Raw genomic sequence first — 17,014 nt, forward strand, 5'->3', positions numbered from 1 at the left:
TTGCTGCAATTGACCATGCTGCGTCAGATTCTGTGCGCGGACCCAATTCAGGATGATCGCTCGACCTTGTACAGCCCCACATTAAGGGCGCCAATTTCAAAGCCCAGCCTGCAATATGCCAAGTAGTACTCCCACATCCGCTTGAACCTGATATCGAAGCCGAGTGCTTCAATCGACGGCCAGGCGACGAGGAAGCGGTCGTGCCAATCTGCCAGTGTCCGTGCATAGCTATCGGCGAAGAACTTGGTCGAAACCAGCCGCAATCCGGAATTGCTCACCAGTTGCTTGACGATCTCGACGGTCGGCAGCATTCCGCCGGGAAAAATGTAGCGCTGGATGAATTCCGGCCGCCTGCGATAGCTTTCAAAGCGACGTTCGTCGATCGTGATCACTTGCAGCACCGCGACGCCGCCGACATCGAGCCGTTGCCGCAGTTCGTCGAAGAACAGCGGCCAATAGGCTTCGCCAACCGCTTCCAGCATCTCGATCGAGACGACCCGGTCGTAGCTGCCATCAGTGTCCCGATAGTCCTCGAGCCGCAGGTCTGATTTCTCCGAAAGCCCTTTTACGGCCAGCTGCTCGCGCGCGTAGCCGAGCTGTGCGGTCGACAGCGTCAGTCCGGTGACGTGACAGTCGTGTCGTTCGATCAGGTGCCGCGCCAGCGCGCCCCAGCCGCAACCGATCTCGAGGATCTTCTCGCCGCCCTTGAGTTCTAGCAGATCGGTGACCCGATCAAGCTTGGTCTGTTGGGCTTGCGCGAGGGTTGGGTCGGCCGAGATGTAGATCCCGGACGAATAGGTCATGGTCGGGTCGAGCCAGAGCCGGTAGAAATCGTTGCCGAGATCGTAATGAGCCCGAATGTTGCGCCGGCTGCCGCGCCTGGTATTGCGATTCAGCAGGGCATGGCGAAGCCAAATAAAGGGTTGCGGAGGCCTCAGCCTTTCGAACGAGGTTGCGTGGGCCGATCGTGGGGCGGCCGCGCTGAGAAATGCGTGGATGTTGGGCGTCGACCATTCGCCGGCAAGGTAGCCTTCAGCAAAGCCCAGGTCGCCGCCGACAAGCAGCCGCAGCAGGCACTTCCAGCTGTGAATCCTGATATGCACCGGTTCTCCGCCGCGCAAGCCGGAGATTGTGACGCCGCGCCCGCCGGGCAATTGTACGAGTATTTCGCCGCAATCGATCCGGCGGAGCAATCGCCGTAGCAGCACCCCGATCGTCGCGCGGAGCACCGGCGGCCATTCGACGGGCATCCAGCCGGGGGCGGTCTGCTCATGGTCAATGCGCATGCAAATTCGTCCGTTGCTTAAATGATTTGGCCACGCGCGTCATGCCGTTCGCGGATGGTCTAGGTCGTTCGCAAATGCGCATGCCCTTCAGCCAAAGCCGTGCCGCCTCCCAATGGATCGCGAGGATGACCTTGGTCGTCACCAGCGGAATTCCAAGGAAGCTGCGCAACAGCGTCCAGTCGCTCAGTGGCTGGCGCGACCCGCCAAGGCAGGCGCTCAGTATGGTTTCGCCGTCTTCGCTCGCGCTGATACCGAGCGCGAAGCGCTCGCCGGGCAAGTGCAAGCGGAAATGATAGCTCTGGTTCATGGCCATGAACGGCGACACATGGAAGTCCTTGTTGCAGTCGTGCCGAATGCTCGCGTCGTCGGCATCGATCGCCGCTACATAGGCGTGACGTTCGCCGAATGTGTTGTGGACTTGATAGACGATCGCCGCGAGTTGGCCGGAGTCTCGGTAACAGAAATAAAGGCTGAGGGGATTGAAGCTGTAGCCGAGTGTCCGCGGCATGCAGAACAATTGGATTTGTCCGCCTGCCAGATCGATATCGGCTTGCTCGAGCTGTCGCTCGATCTGAGCGCGGAGCGGCGTTGCGCGGCCGTCGCCGTGATCGGTGTCGTACAGCGCGAATAGGTTAAAGTGGTTGTGCGAGAATAGCCGCAACCGCGAGATCAGCGCGGGCATCTCGTCGAGATCGAGCAGCAGCCAAAACGCGCGGTAGCGGAACCGATGAGATGTCGGACGCAGACGCCGATGCATCACGCTACCGCGATAGAGGCAGGAGCGGAGTGTCATGGCTGCAGCTCCCGTTCGGGCAAGGATCTAGTATTAGCGGCGAGCACAATGCGTCCGGATTCGTTCGGCACGTTCCACGGCCTGCGTACCTTGCCAAGTTGCTCGGCGACCGCAAGCCCCGATTGCAACCCGTCCTCGTGGAAGCCCGCGCCGAAATGCGCGCCGCAGAACCACATGTTTCCGTCGCCTTGCAGCGACCAAAGCCGGCGCTGCGCGGCGATTGCGGCCGCATCGAAGATCGGGTGCTCGTAGACCTCCGTCTGATGCAGCGTGTCCGCCCGCGGGGGACGGGCGGGATTGAGCGTGACGAACAGCGGCATATGCCGCGGGATGCCCTGCAGCCGGTTCATCCAATAGGTGACTCCGGCCGGCGTGGCACGTCGGCCGCGCGATCCGACATAGTTCCAGCTCGACCAGGCCAGGCGCCGTTGCGGCATGAACGTTGTATCGGAATGGAGGACGGCGAGGTTGCGGCAGTAGCGGAAGGCACCGAGCAATCTGGATTGATCCGAAGTCGGCTCATCAATCACCGACAGCGCTTCATTCGCGTGCGTTGCCAGGACGACATGATCGTATGGTCGCGTTTCGCCGTGAACGTCGGTCACGGTCACACCGCGCGCCGAGCGTCGTATCCTGACCACGCCGCAGTCGAGCTTGATCCGGTCTGCGAACGGCTGGACCAGCCGCTGCACATAGATGCGGCTGCCGCCGGTCACGGTTTCCCATGCCGGCCGCTGGGTTAGCTGAAGCAGGCCGTGATTGTGGTGGAAGCGGATGAACGTCGCTGCGGGAAAGGCAAGAATTTCATCTGGAGGCGCCGACCAGATGGCGCTTGCCATCGGCAGCAGATGGTCGTCGCGGAACGCTGAACTGTAGCCGCCTTTCGCAAGATATTCGCCGAGGCTGATGGTCTCGTCACGCAGCAGCGCCGCATCGCGTGTCGCGCGATCGTAGAACCGGACCAGGTCGCGCAGCATCGACCAAAAGCGCCGTCGCAGCAGATTGCCGGGCTGAGCCAGCAGGCCGGAAAGGCCGGTCCCGGAATATTCCAGATCGCCCTGGTCAAGAGAAACCGACAGCGACATCTCCGATGCTTGCGTGGAGACGTCGAGATATCGGAACAGCGCGGCAAGGTTAGGGTAGGTCTTCCGGTTGAACACGATGAAGCCGGTATCCACGGCGACGCGCTGGCCGCCGAGGGACGCAGTCACGGTGTTGGAATGCCCGCCGATCCGATTGGATTTCTCGTAGACGGTCACATCGTGCCGTTGGCTGAGCAGCCAGGCGGCCGAGAGGCCGGAAATGCCGGTTCCGACTACGGCGACGTTTAGTTTGCCGTCGTTCCTCAACGACTATTCCTTTTCGATCCACTAATGCGCCGGCGCGTCGTGCGGACGACGACATGGGTAAGAACGACGGATCATGACCGTTGGATCACCGGTAGTGATCCAACCTCAGCCAGAGAGCGTTCCTGTTGTATGCAAGCCGCCATACGACATATCTCCGGGATTGCCGGTCTGGTCAGGCCGGGCGCGATCCGGTATTGCGGTCGCAGAGCGCTAAACGACAGGGAGTGTCCGCGCGGCATGCTGAGTGAAACTCCCGACAACGAGACGTCGGATGCCGCCCGATGGGCGCGGCTGATCGAAGCCGTTGCTGTTCGCAGGGATCGCGAGGCCTTCGCTGCGCTGTTTCGGCATTTTGCGCCGCGCGTAAAGGCGTTCATGAAGCGCTCGGGGGCGAGCGAGCAGCTTGCCGACGAACTGGCGCAAGAGGCCCTGCTCCTGGTGTGGTCGAAGGCCACTCTGTTCGACCCCAAGAGCGGTGGTGCCGCCGCCTGGATATTCACGATCGCGCGAAACCTGCGCATTGACGCGCTCCGTCGTCAGAAGCGAACTCCGAACAGTGATACGTCGGAGACGGACCTTGAGTTTCAGCGCGACGAGGGCCCGTTGCCTGACGCGGGAGTGGCGGCGTATCAAATAGAGGCGCGAGTCCGCGATGCACTGTCGGTGTTGCCGGACGACCAGATGCGGGTGATCGAGCTATCCTTCTTTCACGAAACAGCCCATGCGGATATCGCAAAGGCGCTCGATATCCCGCTCGGCACCGTCAAATCGCGCTTGCGGCTGGCGATGGCCCGGCTGCGCAGCTTGCTGGATGACTTCGCATGACCGTCCATCATCACCCCCCGGACGAGTTGTTGGCGGCGTTTGCGGCCGGCACGATCGACCTGGGTCAGCATATTGCGATTGCCACCCATTTGATCGGCTGCGCCAAGTGCCGCGGAGCGGTACGGGCAATGGAGCATGTTGGCGGTGCGGTGCTGGACCAACTGCGGCCGGCCGCGATGTCGGATGGATCGTTTGAGGCGTTGGAGCGCAGATTGGACGAGGCGTCGGCGGCGTCCGTTCCTGTGCGACGCCCGGGGCGGGCATTCCGCGATGTGCCGGGCTTGCCGGACTTTCTGGGCAGCTATCCCGACAGTTCGTGGCGATGGATTGCGCCAAAGGTGCATTTGCGGCCGATCCGGCTGCCCGAGCCGAGCGCGACGCGCGCCTTTCTGCTGAAATCCAGCCCCGGCACGAAGATGATCGAACATACACACACCGGCTTTGAGATGACCTGCGTGCTGTCCGGAAGCTTCGTTCACGCCGGTGGCCAGTTCGGGCCGGGAGATTTCGACTTTGGCGACGGTACGGTGGATCACGATATCTGGATCGACTCGACGGAAGACTGTATTTGCCTGGTCGCAATGCAGGGCGATTTGAAGCTCAACGGAGTGATCGGCCGCTTGCTGCAACCGCTGATCCGCATGTGACGAGCGCCCCGGAAGATGCTCTCCATGAGCCTGCTTCAGTTGATCTCCCAGTTCATCGTCATGGCTCTTGTGCTGTCTGCGCTCATGACGATCGCCTGGCAAATTCAGCGACGAACAGACGCTACCGGATGGATCGACGTCTGCTGGACATTCGGGACCGGTCTGGTTGCTTGCGCGGCCAGCCTCGTCCCGGTCCCGCAGGGCGGGACGGCCAGCGAGCGGCAGCTCGTGGTGGCGCTGCTGGTCGCGATCTGGTCGCTCCGGCTCGGTGGTCATCTGCTGCTGCGAACCTGGAAAGCCGGCGACGATCCGCGCTACCGCGACCTGATCGAACAATGGGGCGCGACGGCCGATAGGCGCATGTTCCTGCAGTTGCAGGCGCAGGCAGCAGTCGGTTTGATCCTGGCGGCATCAGTCGCGCTCGCTGCGCATAACCCGCGCCCCGGGCTGGGGTTTGGAGATCTGCTCGGCGCGCTGCTGCTGCTCACCGGTTTGATCGGGGAGGCGTCATCCGACGCGCAGCTACGCAAATTTCGCTCGGACCCTGCCAACCGACATCGGGTCTGTGAAGTCGGGCTGTGGAAGTGGTCGCGTCATCCGAACTATTTCTTCGAATGGGTGTGCTGGTTGGCCTATCCGCTGATTGCCATCGACGCTTGGTACCCAGCCGGCTGGATCACGCTCCTGGCGCCTGCCTGTATGTACTGGGTTCTGGTTCATGTATCCGGCGTGCCGCCGCTCGAACAGCACATGGTGCGCTCGCGCGGTCAGCAATTCCGCGACGTGCAGGCGCGAACCCGGCCGTTCTTTCCGTTCCCGAAGCCGACGTCAGGCCACTAACCTCGCTGTCACGAGACAGGCCATCGTCGCGGAAATCGCACCGAGCAATGTCCCCCAAGTGACATCGAGCAGGGTGAGTTGGACGGTCCAGTTCCGCAATGTCGCCTGGTTCGTCAAATCGTAGGTCATGTAGCTGAAAAAGCCGAGCAGTGCGCCGCTGAGCGCGGCCGAGCCGAGGCTTCCCAACTTTAGGGCAGGGAGTACGGCGAACACCACCAGCCCAACTGGGTAGATCAGGTAGAAGACGATCGCCGGGGGCAGGTTTACTTCGGTCGACAGGATGTCCCCGAGCGTCGGACGGTATAGTCGGCTCGCCATCGTTCCAAGCCAGGCCATGTCGCAGAGTAGGAAGACGAGCAACGTCGAGAGGTAAGCGTAGAGATAGGTCATGTCGGGTCCGAAGGTTGAACGCCGCTATCAGCCGCAAGGTGCGACTTGCTGGAAGGTAACGACGGATCATGGCGTCTGGATCATGGTAACGCAGGGTAAGGCGCCCGAAATTGCGGATTCGGCGCAACAGGGGTGAAGAAATCCCCATGAAATCTTTGTTAGAATCCGAGCGGCTGAGATATCGCCCGAAGGCGCGGAAACGCTGCAAAAATGGGGGAAAGTCGCCATTTGGGGTGGCGACGAATCACGGTGGACGCGACGTCGCGCAATCCTGACAGGGCTGTCCGCCCCATCATCCCGAGGGTAGAATGGACAAGCAGGTTCCATTGAAAGCATTGCCCCGTGAACGTTACCCAGACCATCGCTGAACGCGTCATTCGTGCGCCACAGGCGAAGTCTGGCTGCGGCGGAGAACGGGTGTGATCCAGACCGCGTCCGCGATGGTGCCTGGAGGCCATTTCGGCCTCGTTGTCCGCCTGCGACGGCTCGCGGGACGCTCGCTGGTCGCCCTCGGCCTGGTCGCGGGCTCCGCCGGCTGCATCCTGACCCAGGACATCCCCGATCCGGCGCTCGACGTGCCCCAGGGCTACAAGGTGGCGCGCCTGAGCCGGCCGGGCGACGCGCTTCCGACGCTCGACTGGTGGCGGGGCTTCCGCTCCAAGGAGCTGACACAGCTGATGGAGGAGGCGCAGACCGTCAACCTCGACATCGCCGCGGCCGTGGCGCGCTTCCGCCAGGCCGACGCGCTGGCGCGGCAGGCTGGCGCCGCGCTGCTGCCGACCGTCAATCTCAATGGCTCGGAAACCTACTCGCGGACGTCCGGCTCCAGCGCCAGCGGCCTCACCAATGGCGGGCGCGAGGTGGTGAACTACAATGCCTCGCTGAGCGCCAGCTATCAGCTCGATTTCTGGGGCCAGAACCGCGACGCCGCGCAGGCGGCGGAGGAGACCGCGGTCGCCGACCGGTTCGACCGCGAGGTGGTGGCGCTGACCACGCTGGCAAGCGTCGCCAACGCCTATTTCACGGTGCTCGCGACGCAAGATCGGCTACGCACCGCGCAGCGCAACATCGCCAGCGCCGAGCGCATCCTCAATGCGATCCGGGAGCGCTTCAAGGCCGGCACCGGCTCCGATCTCGACGTCGCCCAGCAGGAGAGCGTGCTCGCCAATCAGCGCGCGCTGGTGCCGCCGTTGCGGCAGACGCTCGACCAGAACATCAACGCGCTCGCGGTGTTGGTGTCGCGGCCGCCCGAGAGCGTGCGCGTCGCCGGCGGCTCGCTCAACTCCGTCGCGATCCCCCGCGTCACGCCGGGCCTGCCGTCGGAATTGCTGACCCAGCGTCCTGACATTCGCCGGCAGGAGGCGCAGCTTGCATCCGCCACGGCCAATGTCGGCAGCGCGCGGGCGCAGTTCTTTCCGAGCATCCAGCTGACCGGAACGGGCGGTTACCAGAGCCAGGCGCTGGTCTCGCTGTTCCAGCCGCACGCGGCCTTCTTCAACCTGGTCGGCAGCATGACGCAGCCGATCTTCGACGGTGGCCGGATCCTCGGCAATTTCGAGAACGCAAAGGCGCGGCAGGACGAACTGCTGCAGACCTACCGCAAGACCGTCGTGCAGTCGTTCACCGATGTCGACAACGCGCTGGTCGCGATCCGCGAGACCACGCGGCGGCTGCAATTGCAGCGCGACGTGCTGTCGTCGTCACGCCGCGCCTTTGACCTCGCCGAGCAGCAGCTCAAGGCCGGCACTGCCGACATCGTAACTGTGCTAAACACGCAGCTGACCTTGTTTCAGGCGGAAGATGCCTATTCGCAGGCCCAATTGGCCCGGCTTTTGGCGATCGTGAGCCTCTATCAGGCACTGGGGGGCGGCTGGGAACCGAAGATGGAAAGACCGGTCGATGCTCTTTAAGCCCGACTCCAAAAACGGCAAGGACGACGAGAAAAGCACTGCGCCGCGCAAGCGGAGCCTGATCTCGCGCCTGCTTGGGCGCATGGTATCGCTGCTCATTACGCTCGTGATCCTGGGCGGGCTCGGCTATCTCGGCTGGCTCGCGTTCCAGCCGAAGCAGGGCGGAGGCGGCGGGCGCGGCGCAGGCGCGCGGCCCGATTTGCCGGTGCCGGTGCTGGCGGCGACGCCGCAGCTGCATGACGCGCCGGTCTATCTTGACGGCGTCGGCTCGGTGAAGGCGCTCAACACCGTCACCGTGCGCTCGCAGGTCGACGGCAAGCTGCTCAAGGTGAATTTCGTCGAAGGCCAGGACGTCAAGAAGGACGACGTGCTGGGCGAGATCGATCCCGCGATCTATCAAGCGCAGTACGACCAGGCCGTCGCCAAGAAGGCGCAGGATGTCGCGCTGCTCACCAACCAGAAGCTCGACCTCGCCCGGTATGAACAGCTGGCGTCGACCAATGCCGGCTCCAAGCAGCAGGCCGACACGCAACGCGCGCTGGTCGCGCAGCAGGAGGCGCTGATCAAGGCCGACCAGGCCGCGATCGACAATGCGGCGGCGACGCTGAGCTACACCAAGATCGTGGCGCCGATCGCAGGCCGCGCCGGCCTGCGCCAGGTCGACCAGGGCAACATCATCCACGCCTCCGACACCACCGGGCTCGTGATCCTGACCCAGTTGCAGCCGATCGCGGTGTGGTTCAGCCTGCCGCAGCAGCAGATCATGCGGGTCAACGCCGCCGCCGCGAAGGGCCAGCTTGCGGTCGACGTGTTCGGCAATGACGGCGTCACCGTGATCGACACCGGCAAGCTCACCGGGATCGACAACCAGGTCGATCCGACCACCGGCACGCTGAAGCTGAAGGCCGAACTGCCGAATGCCAGCTACCAGCTCTGGCCCGGCCAGTTCGTCAACGTTCGCCTCAAGGTCGAGACCTTGGCCCAGGCGATCGTGGTGCCGACCTCGGCCGTGCAGCGCGGTCCCGCCGGTACCTTCAGCTACGTGATCGGTGAGGACAACGTCGTCACCGCCAAGCCGGTGACAGTCACGCAGCAGAACGAGCATGAGGCCGTCATCGCCAGCGGCCTGACCACATCGGATCGCGTCGTGACCACGGGCTTTGCCAATCTCTCCGATGGCGCAAAGGTCGTGGTCGGCAAGGACGAGGGGCCGCCGGCAGCCGATCTCGCGCCGCGCAAGCGCAGCCGCAATCCCGATGGCAAGCGCGGCGGGGCGCAGGGCGACGGCCAAAGCAAGGACGGCAGGCAGGACGGTCAAGGCAAGAACGGCGAGCACCGCGGCCGCCGCGAGCATAGCGACGGCGATCAGAAGGGGCAGACCGGACCGGCGCCTGCACCGGCGGCGGGGAGCGAACAGTCGGGCGGCACGCCGAAGGCGCAGCCATGACCGACATCCTGACCTCGTAATGTCCGACCTACCAGCGAGCACGCAGCCATGAGCGTCTCCGAACCGTTCATCCGCCGGCCGATCGCCACCTCGCTGCTCGGCATCGCGCTGATGATCGGCGGCGCGCTCGGCTATTGGGCGTTGCCGGTCTCCGCACTGCCGCAGGTCGATTTCCCGACCGTGCAGGTGACGACGCAATTGCCGGGCGCAAGCCCCGACGTGGTGGCCTCGCTGATCACGGCGCCGCTGGAGCGGCAGCTCGGCCAGATCCCGTCGCTGTCGTCGATGAATTCGACGAGCTCGTTCGGCGTCAGCCAGATCTCGCTGCAGTTCGATCTCAACCGCGATATCGACGGCGCCACCCAGGACGTGCAGGCCGCGATCAATGCCGCGGCGGGTATCCTGCCGAAGACGCTGCCGTATCCGCCGGTCTACGCCAAGGTGAACCCGGCGGACGCGCCGGTCATGACCCTGGCGCTGACCTCGGACACGATCTCGCTGCGCGCGATGAGCGATCTCGCCGACACGATCCTCGGCCAACGGCTGAGCCAGATTTCCGGCGTCGGCCGGGTCTCGATCCTCGGCGGCCTGAAGCCTGCGGTCCGCGTGCAGGCCGATCTGGCGCGGCTCGCTGCCTACGGCATCGCTATGGAGGATCTGCGCAGCACGATCGCCGGCGCCAACGTGTCGGGGCCGAAGGGCTCACTCGACGGCGCGCAGCAATCCTACACCATCGCCGCCAACGACCAGATCGCCGCCGCCGACGCCTACCGGCCGATCATCATCGCCTATCGCAACGGCTCGCCGGTCACGATCGGCGACGTCGCGCAGATCGTCGACGGGTTGGAGAACGACCGCACCGGTGGCTGGTACCAGGGCACGCCGGCCGTCATCATCGACATCCAGCGCCAGCCCGGCGCCAACGTCATCGACGTGGTCAAGCAGATCCGCGGCGAAATCCCGCGGTTGCAGCGCGCGGTCCCGGCCGGCGTCAAGCTGACCGTCGTGTCCGACCGCACCGTGACGATCCGCGCCTCGGTCCACGACGTGCAGTTCACGCTGATCCTCAGCGTCGTGCTGGTGACCCTGGTGGTGCTGTTGTTCCTGCGGTCGCTGCGCGCGACCCTGATCGCCGGCGTGGCCTTGCCGCTGTCGCTGATCACGAGCTTCGGCATCATGTATTTCGCCGGCTTCAGCCTCGACAATCTGTCGCTGATGGCGCTGACCATCGGAACCGGCTTCGTGGTCGACGACGCCATCGTCATGATCGAGAACATCGTCCGCCACATGGAAGACGGCGAGACGGTGATGGAGGCCTCATTGAGGGGCGCCAGCGAGATCGGCTTCACGGTGATCTCGCTGACGGTCTCGCTGATCGCCGTGTTCATCCCGCTGCTGTTCATGTCCGGCCTGGTCGGCCGCATGTTCCGGGAATTCGCGCTGACCCTGACCATCGCGGTCGTGACCTCGGCGATCGTCTCATTGACGCTGACGCCGATGATGTGCTCGCGGCTGCTCAAGAACATCCATGAGGAGATGGCGGTGCCGGGGCTGGCCGCGGTCAGCCGCTTCATCGACCGGATGGTCGAGTTCTACCATCGCACGCTGCTCTGGGTGCTGCAGCGTCAGCGCGCGACGCTCTTGGTGACGTTCGCGACCATCGCGCTGACGCTCATCATGTATGTGCTGGCGCCGAAGGGTTTTCTGCCGTTGCAGGACACGTCCTCGATCACGGCGGTGACCGAGGCCGGCCCCGATGTGTCGTTCGCCGAGATGCAGCGGCGGCAGAGCGCTGTCTCCGAGCTCATCAAGGCCGACCCTGATGTGGTCGGCGTGGTCTCGGTGATCGGCTCGGGCTCGGTCAATCCGACCACCAATGTCGGCCGCCTGGTCATGACCTTGAAGCCGCTCGACGAGCGGCGCGACGGCGTCGTCAAGGTGATCGAGCGGCTCAAGCAGAAGGTCGCGACGGTGCCCGGCATGACCGTCTACTTCCAGCCGGTGCAGGACGTGCAGATCTCGACCCAGTCGAGCCGCTCGCAATACCAGTATACGCTGACCGCGACCGACGCCGCCGAGGTCTCGCAATGGGCGCAGAAGCTGGTCGCCGAGATGCGGCGCGACCCGATCTTCCGCGATGTCTCGTCGGAAGCGCAGGACGGCGGCTTGCGCGCCGCGCTCGACATCAACCGCCAGCGCGCCGGCCAGCTCGGCGTCAGTCTGCAGGGTGTTACCGACACGCTGAACGATGCCTTCGCTCAGCGGCAGATCTCGACGATCTATGGCCAGGCCAACCAGTACCGCGTGGTGCTCGAGGCGCTGCCGATGTACCAGCGCGACCCCTCGATCCTCGACAAACTGTATCTGCCCGGAGCCAACGGCGCGCAGGTGCCGCTGTCGGCGGTGGCGACGCTGATCCGCACCACGGCGCCGCTCGCGATCTCGCACCAGGCGCAATTCCCGTCGGTCTCGCTGAGCTTCAACCTAGCGCCGGGCGAGGCGCTTGGCGATGCCGTGGTGGCAGTGAAGGCAATCGAGACCCGGATCGGAATGCCCGGCAGCATCGTCGGGATCTATTCCGGCGACGCCGCCGAATTCGCGCGCTCGCTGGCCGGACAGCCCTGGCTGATCCTGGCCGCGATCATCACGATCTACATCGTGCTCGGCGTGCTCTATGAGAGCTACATCCATCCGATCACCATCCTGTCGACGTTGCCCTCGGCCGGCGTCGGCGCCATCCTCGCCTTGATGCTGTGCGGGCAGGACCTCTCGGTGATCGGCCTGATCGGCATCATCCTGTTGATGGGCATCGTCAAGAAGAATGCTATCATGATGATCGACTTCGCGCTGGAGGCCGAGCGGCATCAGGGCATGTCGTCCTATGATGCCATCGTGCAGGCCTGCCTGCTGCGCTTCCGGCCGATCATGATGACGACCCTGGCGGCGCTGTTCGGCGCGCTGCCGCTCGCGATCGAAAGCGGCACCGGCGCCGAGCTGCGCTTTCCGCTCGGCATCTCGATCATCGGCGGCCTGCTGCTGAGCCAGCTGCTGACGCTCTACACCACGCCCGTGATCTATCTGGCGCTCGACCGGCTCAATCGCCGGATCGAGCGGGCGGTGCCGGAGCCGGGCCGGGGCGGCCCGCCGATCGCGGGAGCCACCGAGGGCATGCAGTGATCTCGATCTCGGAGCCCTTCATCCGCCGGCCGGTGGGCACCACCTTGCTGGCGATCGGGCTGTTCCTGGTCGGGATCGTCGCCTACGAGTTCCTGCCGGTCTCTTCGGTGCCGAATGTCGACTTCCCGACCATCCGGGTGTCGGCGTCGCGGCCCGGCGCCGATCCCTCTGTCATGGCCGCGACCGTCGCCGCGCCGCTGGAGCGCAAGCTCGGCACCATCTCGGGCGTCGACCAGATCACCTCGACGAGCTCGCTCGGCACCACCAGCATCCAGGTGCAGTTCTCGATCGGCCGCGATATCGACCGCGCCGCGCGCGACGTGCAGGCCGCGATCAACGCCTCGCTCGCCGATCTGCCGAGCGACCTGCCGTCGCTGCCCAAGTTCCGCAAGGCCAATCCGGCCGCGGCGCCGGTGTTCGTGCTGGCGCTGACCTCGAAGACGATTTCGACCAGCGCGATGTACGACGTCGCCGACACTGTGCTGGCGCAGCGCATCTCGCAGGTGCCTGGGGTCGGCGAGGTCACCGTCAGCGGCGCCGACCAACCGGCGGTGCGCATCGCGCTCAACCCGGTGTCGCTGGCGAATGCCGGGATCGCGACCGACGACGTCCGGACCGCGATCATCAATGCCAATCCGCTCGGCCCGGTCGGCATCTTCAATGGCGAGCGGCTGAGCGAGACGCTCTCGATCAACAAGCAGATGCGCACCGCGGCCGAGTTCCGCGACATCATCATCAAGAGCTCGAACGGCAATTTCGTCCGCCTCTCTGATGTCGCCGAGGTCGAGGATTCCGTCCGCAACTCGCGCTCGATTGCCTGGTTCAACAAGCAGCCGGCGGTGCTGATCCAGATCACCAAGCAGGGCGACGCCAACGTCATCGATACCGTCGACAGCGTGCGCCGGCTGCTGCCGGAACTGAAGAAGTGGATTCCGGCCGGCGTCGAGATCTCGACCCTGGTGGATCGTACCGGAACGATCCGCGCCAGCGTCGAGGACATGCAGTTCACGCTGCTGGCGACCGCGGTGCTCGTGATGGTCGTCGTGTTCGTGTTCCTGCGTCGTGTGGTGCCGACGATCGCGGCCGGCGTCTCGGTGCCGCTGGCGCTGGCCGGCACCTGCGCCGGGATGTGGCTCGCCGGCTTCTCGATCGACAATCTGTCGCTGATGGCGCTCGCGATCTCGGTCGGCTTCGTGGTCGACGACGCCATCGTGATGATCGAGAACATGTACCGCAACCTCGAGCAGGGCATGGCGCCATATCCGGCGGCGGTCGAGGGCGCCAAGCAGATCGGCTTCACGGTGCTGTCGATCTCGCTGTCGCTGATCGCGGCCTTCACCCCGCTGATCTTCATGGACGGCATCGTCGGCCGGCTGCTCCGCGAATTCTCGCTGACCCTGACCTTTGCCATCATCGTGTCAACGCTGGTGTCGGTGACGATCACGCCGATGATCTGCGCGCACTACATCAGGGAGGCGACCTCGGATCGCGCCACCTGGTACGACCGCGCCATCGAGGGCACGCTGTCGCGCGTCGTGGCGTTCTATGCGTCGACGCTGCGGATCGTGCTCGGCTATCCCTTCCTGACCCTGGTGGTGTTCTTCGCTACCGTCGCGCTGACGGTGACGCTCTACATCAAGACGCCGAAGGGCTATTTCCCGACCGACGACAGCGGCTTTGTGATCGGCTCGACGCGGGCGTCGGCGGATATCTCGTTCCAGGCGATGCTCCAGCTGCAGCAGCGGCTCGCCGACATCGTGATGGCCGACCCGGCGGTCGCCGGCATCGGCTCGTCGGTCGGCTCCGGCGGCGGCCCGGGCGGCGCCACCTCCAACCGCGGCACCATGTTCATCAGCCTGAAGCCGCCCGAGGAGCGGGCAGGCCTATCGACCGCGCAGGTGATCGACCGGCTGCGCCGCAATCTGTTCATGGTGCCGGGCATCCGCCTGTTCATGTTCGCCGCCCAGGACATCCGCACCGGGGGCCGCCAGAGCGATTCCGACTACCAGTACACGCTCGCTTCGACCGATCTCGAGCTGTTGCAGAAATGGGCGCCGCTGGTCGCCAAGCGGATGGAGACCGTCGAGGGCATCACCGACGTGTCATCTGATCGCGATCCCGGCGGCCTGCAGCTCAACCTCGTGATCGACCGCAAGACCGCTTCCAGCCTCGGCGTCCGGGTGCAGGACATCGACAACGCGCTCAACAACGCGTTCTCGCAGCGGCAGATCTCCTACATCTACACCCAGCGCAACCAGTACGTCGTGGTGCTCGAGATCGATCCGAAATTCCAGAGCGATCCGTCGAACCTCGAGCGCATCTATGTCGCAGGCGCCAATGACGTGCAGGTGCCGCTGTCGGCGCTGGTGCACTATCAGCGCGGACTGTCGGCGCTCGCGGTCTTCCACTCCGGCGGCTTCCCCTCGACCACCGTGTCGTTCAACCTGCTGCCCGACGTGCCGCTCGAGGTCGCGACCACCAACATCCAGCAGGCGGTCAACGAGCTGCACATGCCGGAGGGCATTCGCGGCAGCTTCGACGGCAATGCCGGCGACTTCAACAAGACCAGCGGGCGGCAGCCGCTGCTCATCCTCGGCGCGCTGATCGCGATGTATATCGTGCTCGGCGTGCTCTATGAGAGCCTGGCGCATCCAATTACGATCATCTCGACCCTGCCGTCAGCCGGCCTCGGCGCGTTGCTGGCGTTGCAGGTGACCAACACGCCGCTGACCGTGATCGCCTTCGTCGGCATCATCCTGTTGATCGGCATCGTCAAGAAGAACGGCATCATGATGGTCGACTTCGCGCTCGACGCGGAGCGGCATCAGGGGCTGTCGTCGCGGGACGCGATCTTCGAGGCCTGCCGGGCCCGTTTCCGTCCGATCCTGATGACGACCATGGCCGCGCTGTTCGCGGGCATTCCGCTGGTCATTGCGACCGGTCCGGGCACCGAGCTGCGCCGGCCGCTCGGCATCACCATCATTGGCGGCCTGTTCGTGTCGCAGATCCTGACGCTCTACACCACGCCGGTGATCTATCTCCTGATCGACCGGCTGCGCCAGCGCCGCGAGCCGTCGGGCGTGCACGCCCCGGCGGAATAGGTTGAATTGTACAGCTCCGCGCGCGTATAGCGGAGCCATGTCCGACCCGACCGAAGTCAAAGCCGACGTTGTTGCCGAGATCGAGGAGTGCCCGCATTGCGGCAAGCCGCTGCCGCTCTGCATCTGCGACAGCGTCACCCCGATCGAGAGCCGCATCCAGCTGCTGATCCTGATCCATCCGCAGGAGCAGGACCGGGCGCTCGGCACCGCGCGGCTGTTGGCGCAGCATTTCGAGAACGCCGTGGTGCGGATCGGGCTGTCCTGGCCGAGCCTCGCCAAGGCGCTCGGCCGGCCGGTGCCTGATCCGTCGCGCTGGGCGGTGCTCTATCTCGGCTCGGCCAAGGTCGAGGAGCTCGAGACCGAGGCCGAGATCGTCGCGATCAACCGCAAGGGCGAACTGGAGCCGCACCAGCGCGCCATCCTGTCCGATATCGAGGGGGTCGTGCTGCTCGACGGCACCTGGAGCCAGGCCAAGGCGCTGTGGTGGCGCAATGCCTGGATGCTGAAGTGCCAGCGGGTGATTCTCGGGCCGAAAAAGCCCTCGCGCTACGGCAAGCTGCGCCGGGAACCGCGTCGCGACGGCCTGTCCACCATCGAAGCGGCCGCGATCCTGCTGGCCGGGCTGCAAAAGCGGCCCGATATCGCAGCAACGTTAACCGACAGTTTCGAGCGGATGCTGGCGAGATTCCGCGAAGTCCAGGCCAAAATGCCGGAATTGGCGCCAAAACCCAGGAAACGGGACTATCGGAAGCGTCGGCGATAGCTATTGGGCTTGGTTGCCTATCTGAGAGAGGGCGTATATGAAGTGCGCCGCAAGGGGCCACGTGGCGGAGTGGTTACGCAACGGTCTGCAAAACCGTGTACACCAGTTCAATTCTGGTCGTGGCCTCCATTCATCTCATCAATGGCTTGCAGCCGATCAATGAGAAGCCGCATTAGCTTGCGGCATACCAACCTTCAGGAAACGGAATCAGCGGCCACGGCGCCTGGTTGTCATTGGCAGCACGCGGCGGCGGCTGAATACGGGGCGAGGGCTGAGCCACGAAATCCTCCTGAGCAATGGGCGCGATTGCCGTACGCACGGCGTCCAGCAGCAGATCAAATTCGACTTCGCTCATCGCGCTCTCCGAGGTTCGAGAGCGCAATGGTCGCAAAACTGTCTTCGGTCCGGATTGAGCGATTCGTTCGAATTTTATGAAAAGAACGATGGCGCCCGGCTTGGTTAATGAATCACTGATACCCCTCCCGC

13 protein-coding genes and 1 tRNA gene are annotated in these 17,014 nt (G+C 64.6%); 9 read left to right on the forward strand and 5 right to left on the reverse strand.

The genetic code is table 11. The features are described from left to right. Positions 1 to 47 precede the first annotated feature (47 nt). From ACVINW_RS30605 to ACVINW_RS30615, 3 genes are all read right to left on the reverse strand, one after another. Positions 48 to 1,193, reverse strand: coding sequence for a class I SAM-dependent methyltransferase (locus tag ACVINW_RS30605; RefSeq protein WP_456754710.1), 1,146 nt, complete (start codon positions 1,191 to 1,193; stop codon positions 48 to 50). Between the two features lie 82 nt (positions 1,194 to 1,275). Continuing rightward, the gene (locus ACVINW_RS30610) at positions 1,276 to 2,079 is read right to left on the reverse strand and encodes a DUF1365 domain-containing protein (protein ID WP_456754711.1); all 804 of its coding nucleotides are present in this window, start codon (positions 2,077 to 2,079) and stop codon (positions 1,276 to 1,278) included. Beyond that, positions 2,076 to 3,428, reverse strand: coding sequence for an NAD(P)/FAD-dependent oxidoreductase (locus tag ACVINW_RS30615; protein ID WP_456754712.1), 1,353 nt, complete (start codon positions 3,426 to 3,428; stop codon positions 2,076 to 2,078). The genes ACVINW_RS30610 and ACVINW_RS30615 overlap by 4 nt, the downstream gene beginning before the upstream one ends. Before the next feature lie 237 nt (positions 3,429 to 3,665). Here ACVINW_RS30615 and ACVINW_RS30620 point away from each other — a divergent pair, with 237 nt between their 5' ends. Genes ACVINW_RS30620 through ACVINW_RS30630 form a run of 3 tightly spaced genes read left to right on the forward strand, consistent with a single transcriptional unit; the run spans position 3,666 to position 5,740 of the window. Beyond that, complete coding sequence (locus ACVINW_RS30620; RefSeq protein WP_456754713.1) at positions 3,666 to 4,253, forward strand: sigma-70 family RNA polymerase sigma factor; 588 nt, start codon at positions 3,666 to 3,668, stop codon at positions 4,251 to 4,253. Then, entirely contained in the window at positions 4,250 to 4,900 is a 651-nt protein-coding gene (locus ACVINW_RS30625; protein ID WP_456754714.1) for a ChrR family anti-sigma-E factor, read from the forward strand. Before ACVINW_RS30620 ends, ACVINW_RS30625 begins: the two co-directional genes overlap by 4 nt. Before the next feature lie 24 nt (positions 4,901 to 4,924). Beyond that, on the forward strand, positions 4,925 to 5,740 hold the full coding sequence (locus tag ACVINW_RS30630) for a DUF1295 domain-containing protein (RefSeq protein ID WP_456754715.1): 816 nt from the start codon (positions 4,925 to 4,927) through the stop codon (positions 5,738 to 5,740). Here the strand turns inward: ACVINW_RS30630 and ACVINW_RS30635 are convergent. Continuing rightward, positions 5,729 to 6,130: a DUF2177 family protein gene (locus tag ACVINW_RS30635; RefSeq protein ID WP_456754716.1), complete on the reverse strand. Its 402-nt coding sequence runs from the start codon at positions 6,128 to 6,130 to the stop codon at positions 5,729 to 5,731. The two genes, ACVINW_RS30630 and ACVINW_RS30635, sit on opposite strands and share 12 nt — an antisense overlap. Positions 6,131 to 6,570: 440 nt before the next feature. Between ACVINW_RS30635 and ACVINW_RS30640 the strand changes: the two genes are divergently transcribed. The 6 genes from ACVINW_RS30640 to ACVINW_RS30665 all read left to right on the forward strand — a co-directional run bounded on the left by ACVINW_RS30640 (position 6,571) and on the right by ACVINW_RS30665 (position 16,657). Beyond that, positions 6,571 to 8,040, forward strand: coding sequence for an efflux transporter outer membrane subunit (locus ACVINW_RS30640; protein WP_456756538.1), 1,470 nt, complete (start codon positions 6,571 to 6,573; stop codon positions 8,038 to 8,040). Next, positions 8,030 to 9,487: an efflux RND transporter periplasmic adaptor subunit gene (locus ACVINW_RS30645; RefSeq protein WP_456754717.1), complete on the forward strand. Its 1,458-nt coding sequence runs from the start codon at positions 8,030 to 8,032 to the stop codon at positions 9,485 to 9,487. The genes ACVINW_RS30640 and ACVINW_RS30645 overlap by 11 nt, the downstream gene beginning before the upstream one ends. Before the next feature lie 48 nt (positions 9,488 to 9,535). Continuing rightward, positions 9,536 to 12,664 carry an efflux RND transporter permease subunit gene (locus ACVINW_RS30650; RefSeq protein ID WP_456754718.1) on the forward strand — a complete coding sequence of 1,043 codons (3,129 nt, stop codon included), beginning with the start codon at positions 9,536 to 9,538 and terminating at the stop codon, positions 12,662 to 12,664. Continuing rightward, positions 12,661 to 15,765 (forward strand): efflux RND transporter permease subunit, encoded by a 3,105-nt coding sequence (locus tag ACVINW_RS30655; RefSeq protein WP_456754719.1) that lies wholly within the window; start codon positions 12,661 to 12,663, stop codon positions 15,763 to 15,765. The genes ACVINW_RS30650 and ACVINW_RS30655 overlap by 4 nt, the downstream gene beginning before the upstream one ends. Positions 15,766 to 15,802: 37 nt before the next feature. Beyond that, positions 15,803 to 16,528, forward strand: a complete 726-nt coding sequence (locus tag ACVINW_RS30660) for a tRNA-uridine aminocarboxypropyltransferase (protein ID WP_456754720.1) — start codon at positions 15,803 to 15,805, stop codon at positions 16,526 to 16,528. Positions 16,529 to 16,583: 55 nt separating this feature from the next. Next, positions 16,584 to 16,657 (forward strand) — tRNA-Cys (locus tag ACVINW_RS30665). Between the two features lie 43 nt (positions 16,658 to 16,700). Here the strand turns inward: ACVINW_RS30665 and ACVINW_RS30670 are convergent. Beyond that, positions 16,701 to 16,883 (reverse strand): hypothetical protein, encoded by a 183-nt coding sequence (locus ACVINW_RS30670; protein ID WP_024584196.1) that lies wholly within the window; start codon positions 16,881 to 16,883, stop codon positions 16,701 to 16,703. Positions 16,884 to 17,014 lie beyond the last annotated feature (131 nt).

It is taken from the genome of Bradyrhizobium sp. USDA 4461, from assembly GCF_054055655.1.

Coding starts and splice junctions, on each gene's coding strand:
- ACVINW_RS30610 (WP_456754711.1), bottom strand. CDS start 2,079: ATGACACTCCGCTCCTGCCTCTATCGCGGTAGCGTGATGCATCGGCGT.
- ACVINW_RS30620 (WP_456754713.1), top strand. CDS start 3,666: ATGCTGAGTGAAACTCCCGACAACGAGACGTCGGATGCCGCCCGATGG.
- ACVINW_RS30625 (WP_456754714.1), top strand. CDS start 4,250: ATGACCGTCCATCATCACCCCCCGGACGAGTTGTTGGCGGCGTTTGCG.
- ACVINW_RS30630 (WP_456754715.1), top strand. CDS start 4,925: ATGAGCCTGCTTCAGTTGATCTCCCAGTTCATCGTCATGGCTCTTGTG.
- ACVINW_RS30635 (WP_456754716.1), bottom strand. CDS start 6,130: ATGACCTATCTCTACGCTTACCTCTCGACGTTGCTCGTCTTCCTACTC.
- ACVINW_RS30640 (WP_456756538.1), top strand. CDS start 6,571: ATGGTGCCTGGAGGCCATTTCGGCCTCGTTGTCCGCCTGCGACGGCTC.
- ACVINW_RS30645 (WP_456754717.1), top strand. CDS start 8,030: ATGCTCTTTAAGCCCGACTCCAAAAACGGCAAGGACGACGAGAAAAGC.
- ACVINW_RS30650 (WP_456754718.1), top strand. CDS start 9,536: ATGAGCGTCTCCGAACCGTTCATCCGCCGGCCGATCGCCACCTCGCTG.
- ACVINW_RS30660 (WP_456754720.1), top strand. CDS start 15,803: ATGTCCGACCCGACCGAAGTCAAAGCCGACGTTGTTGCCGAGATCGAG.
- ACVINW_RS30670 (WP_024584196.1), bottom strand. CDS start 16,883: ATGAGCGAAGTCGAATTTGATCTGCTGCTGGACGCCGTGCGTACGGCA.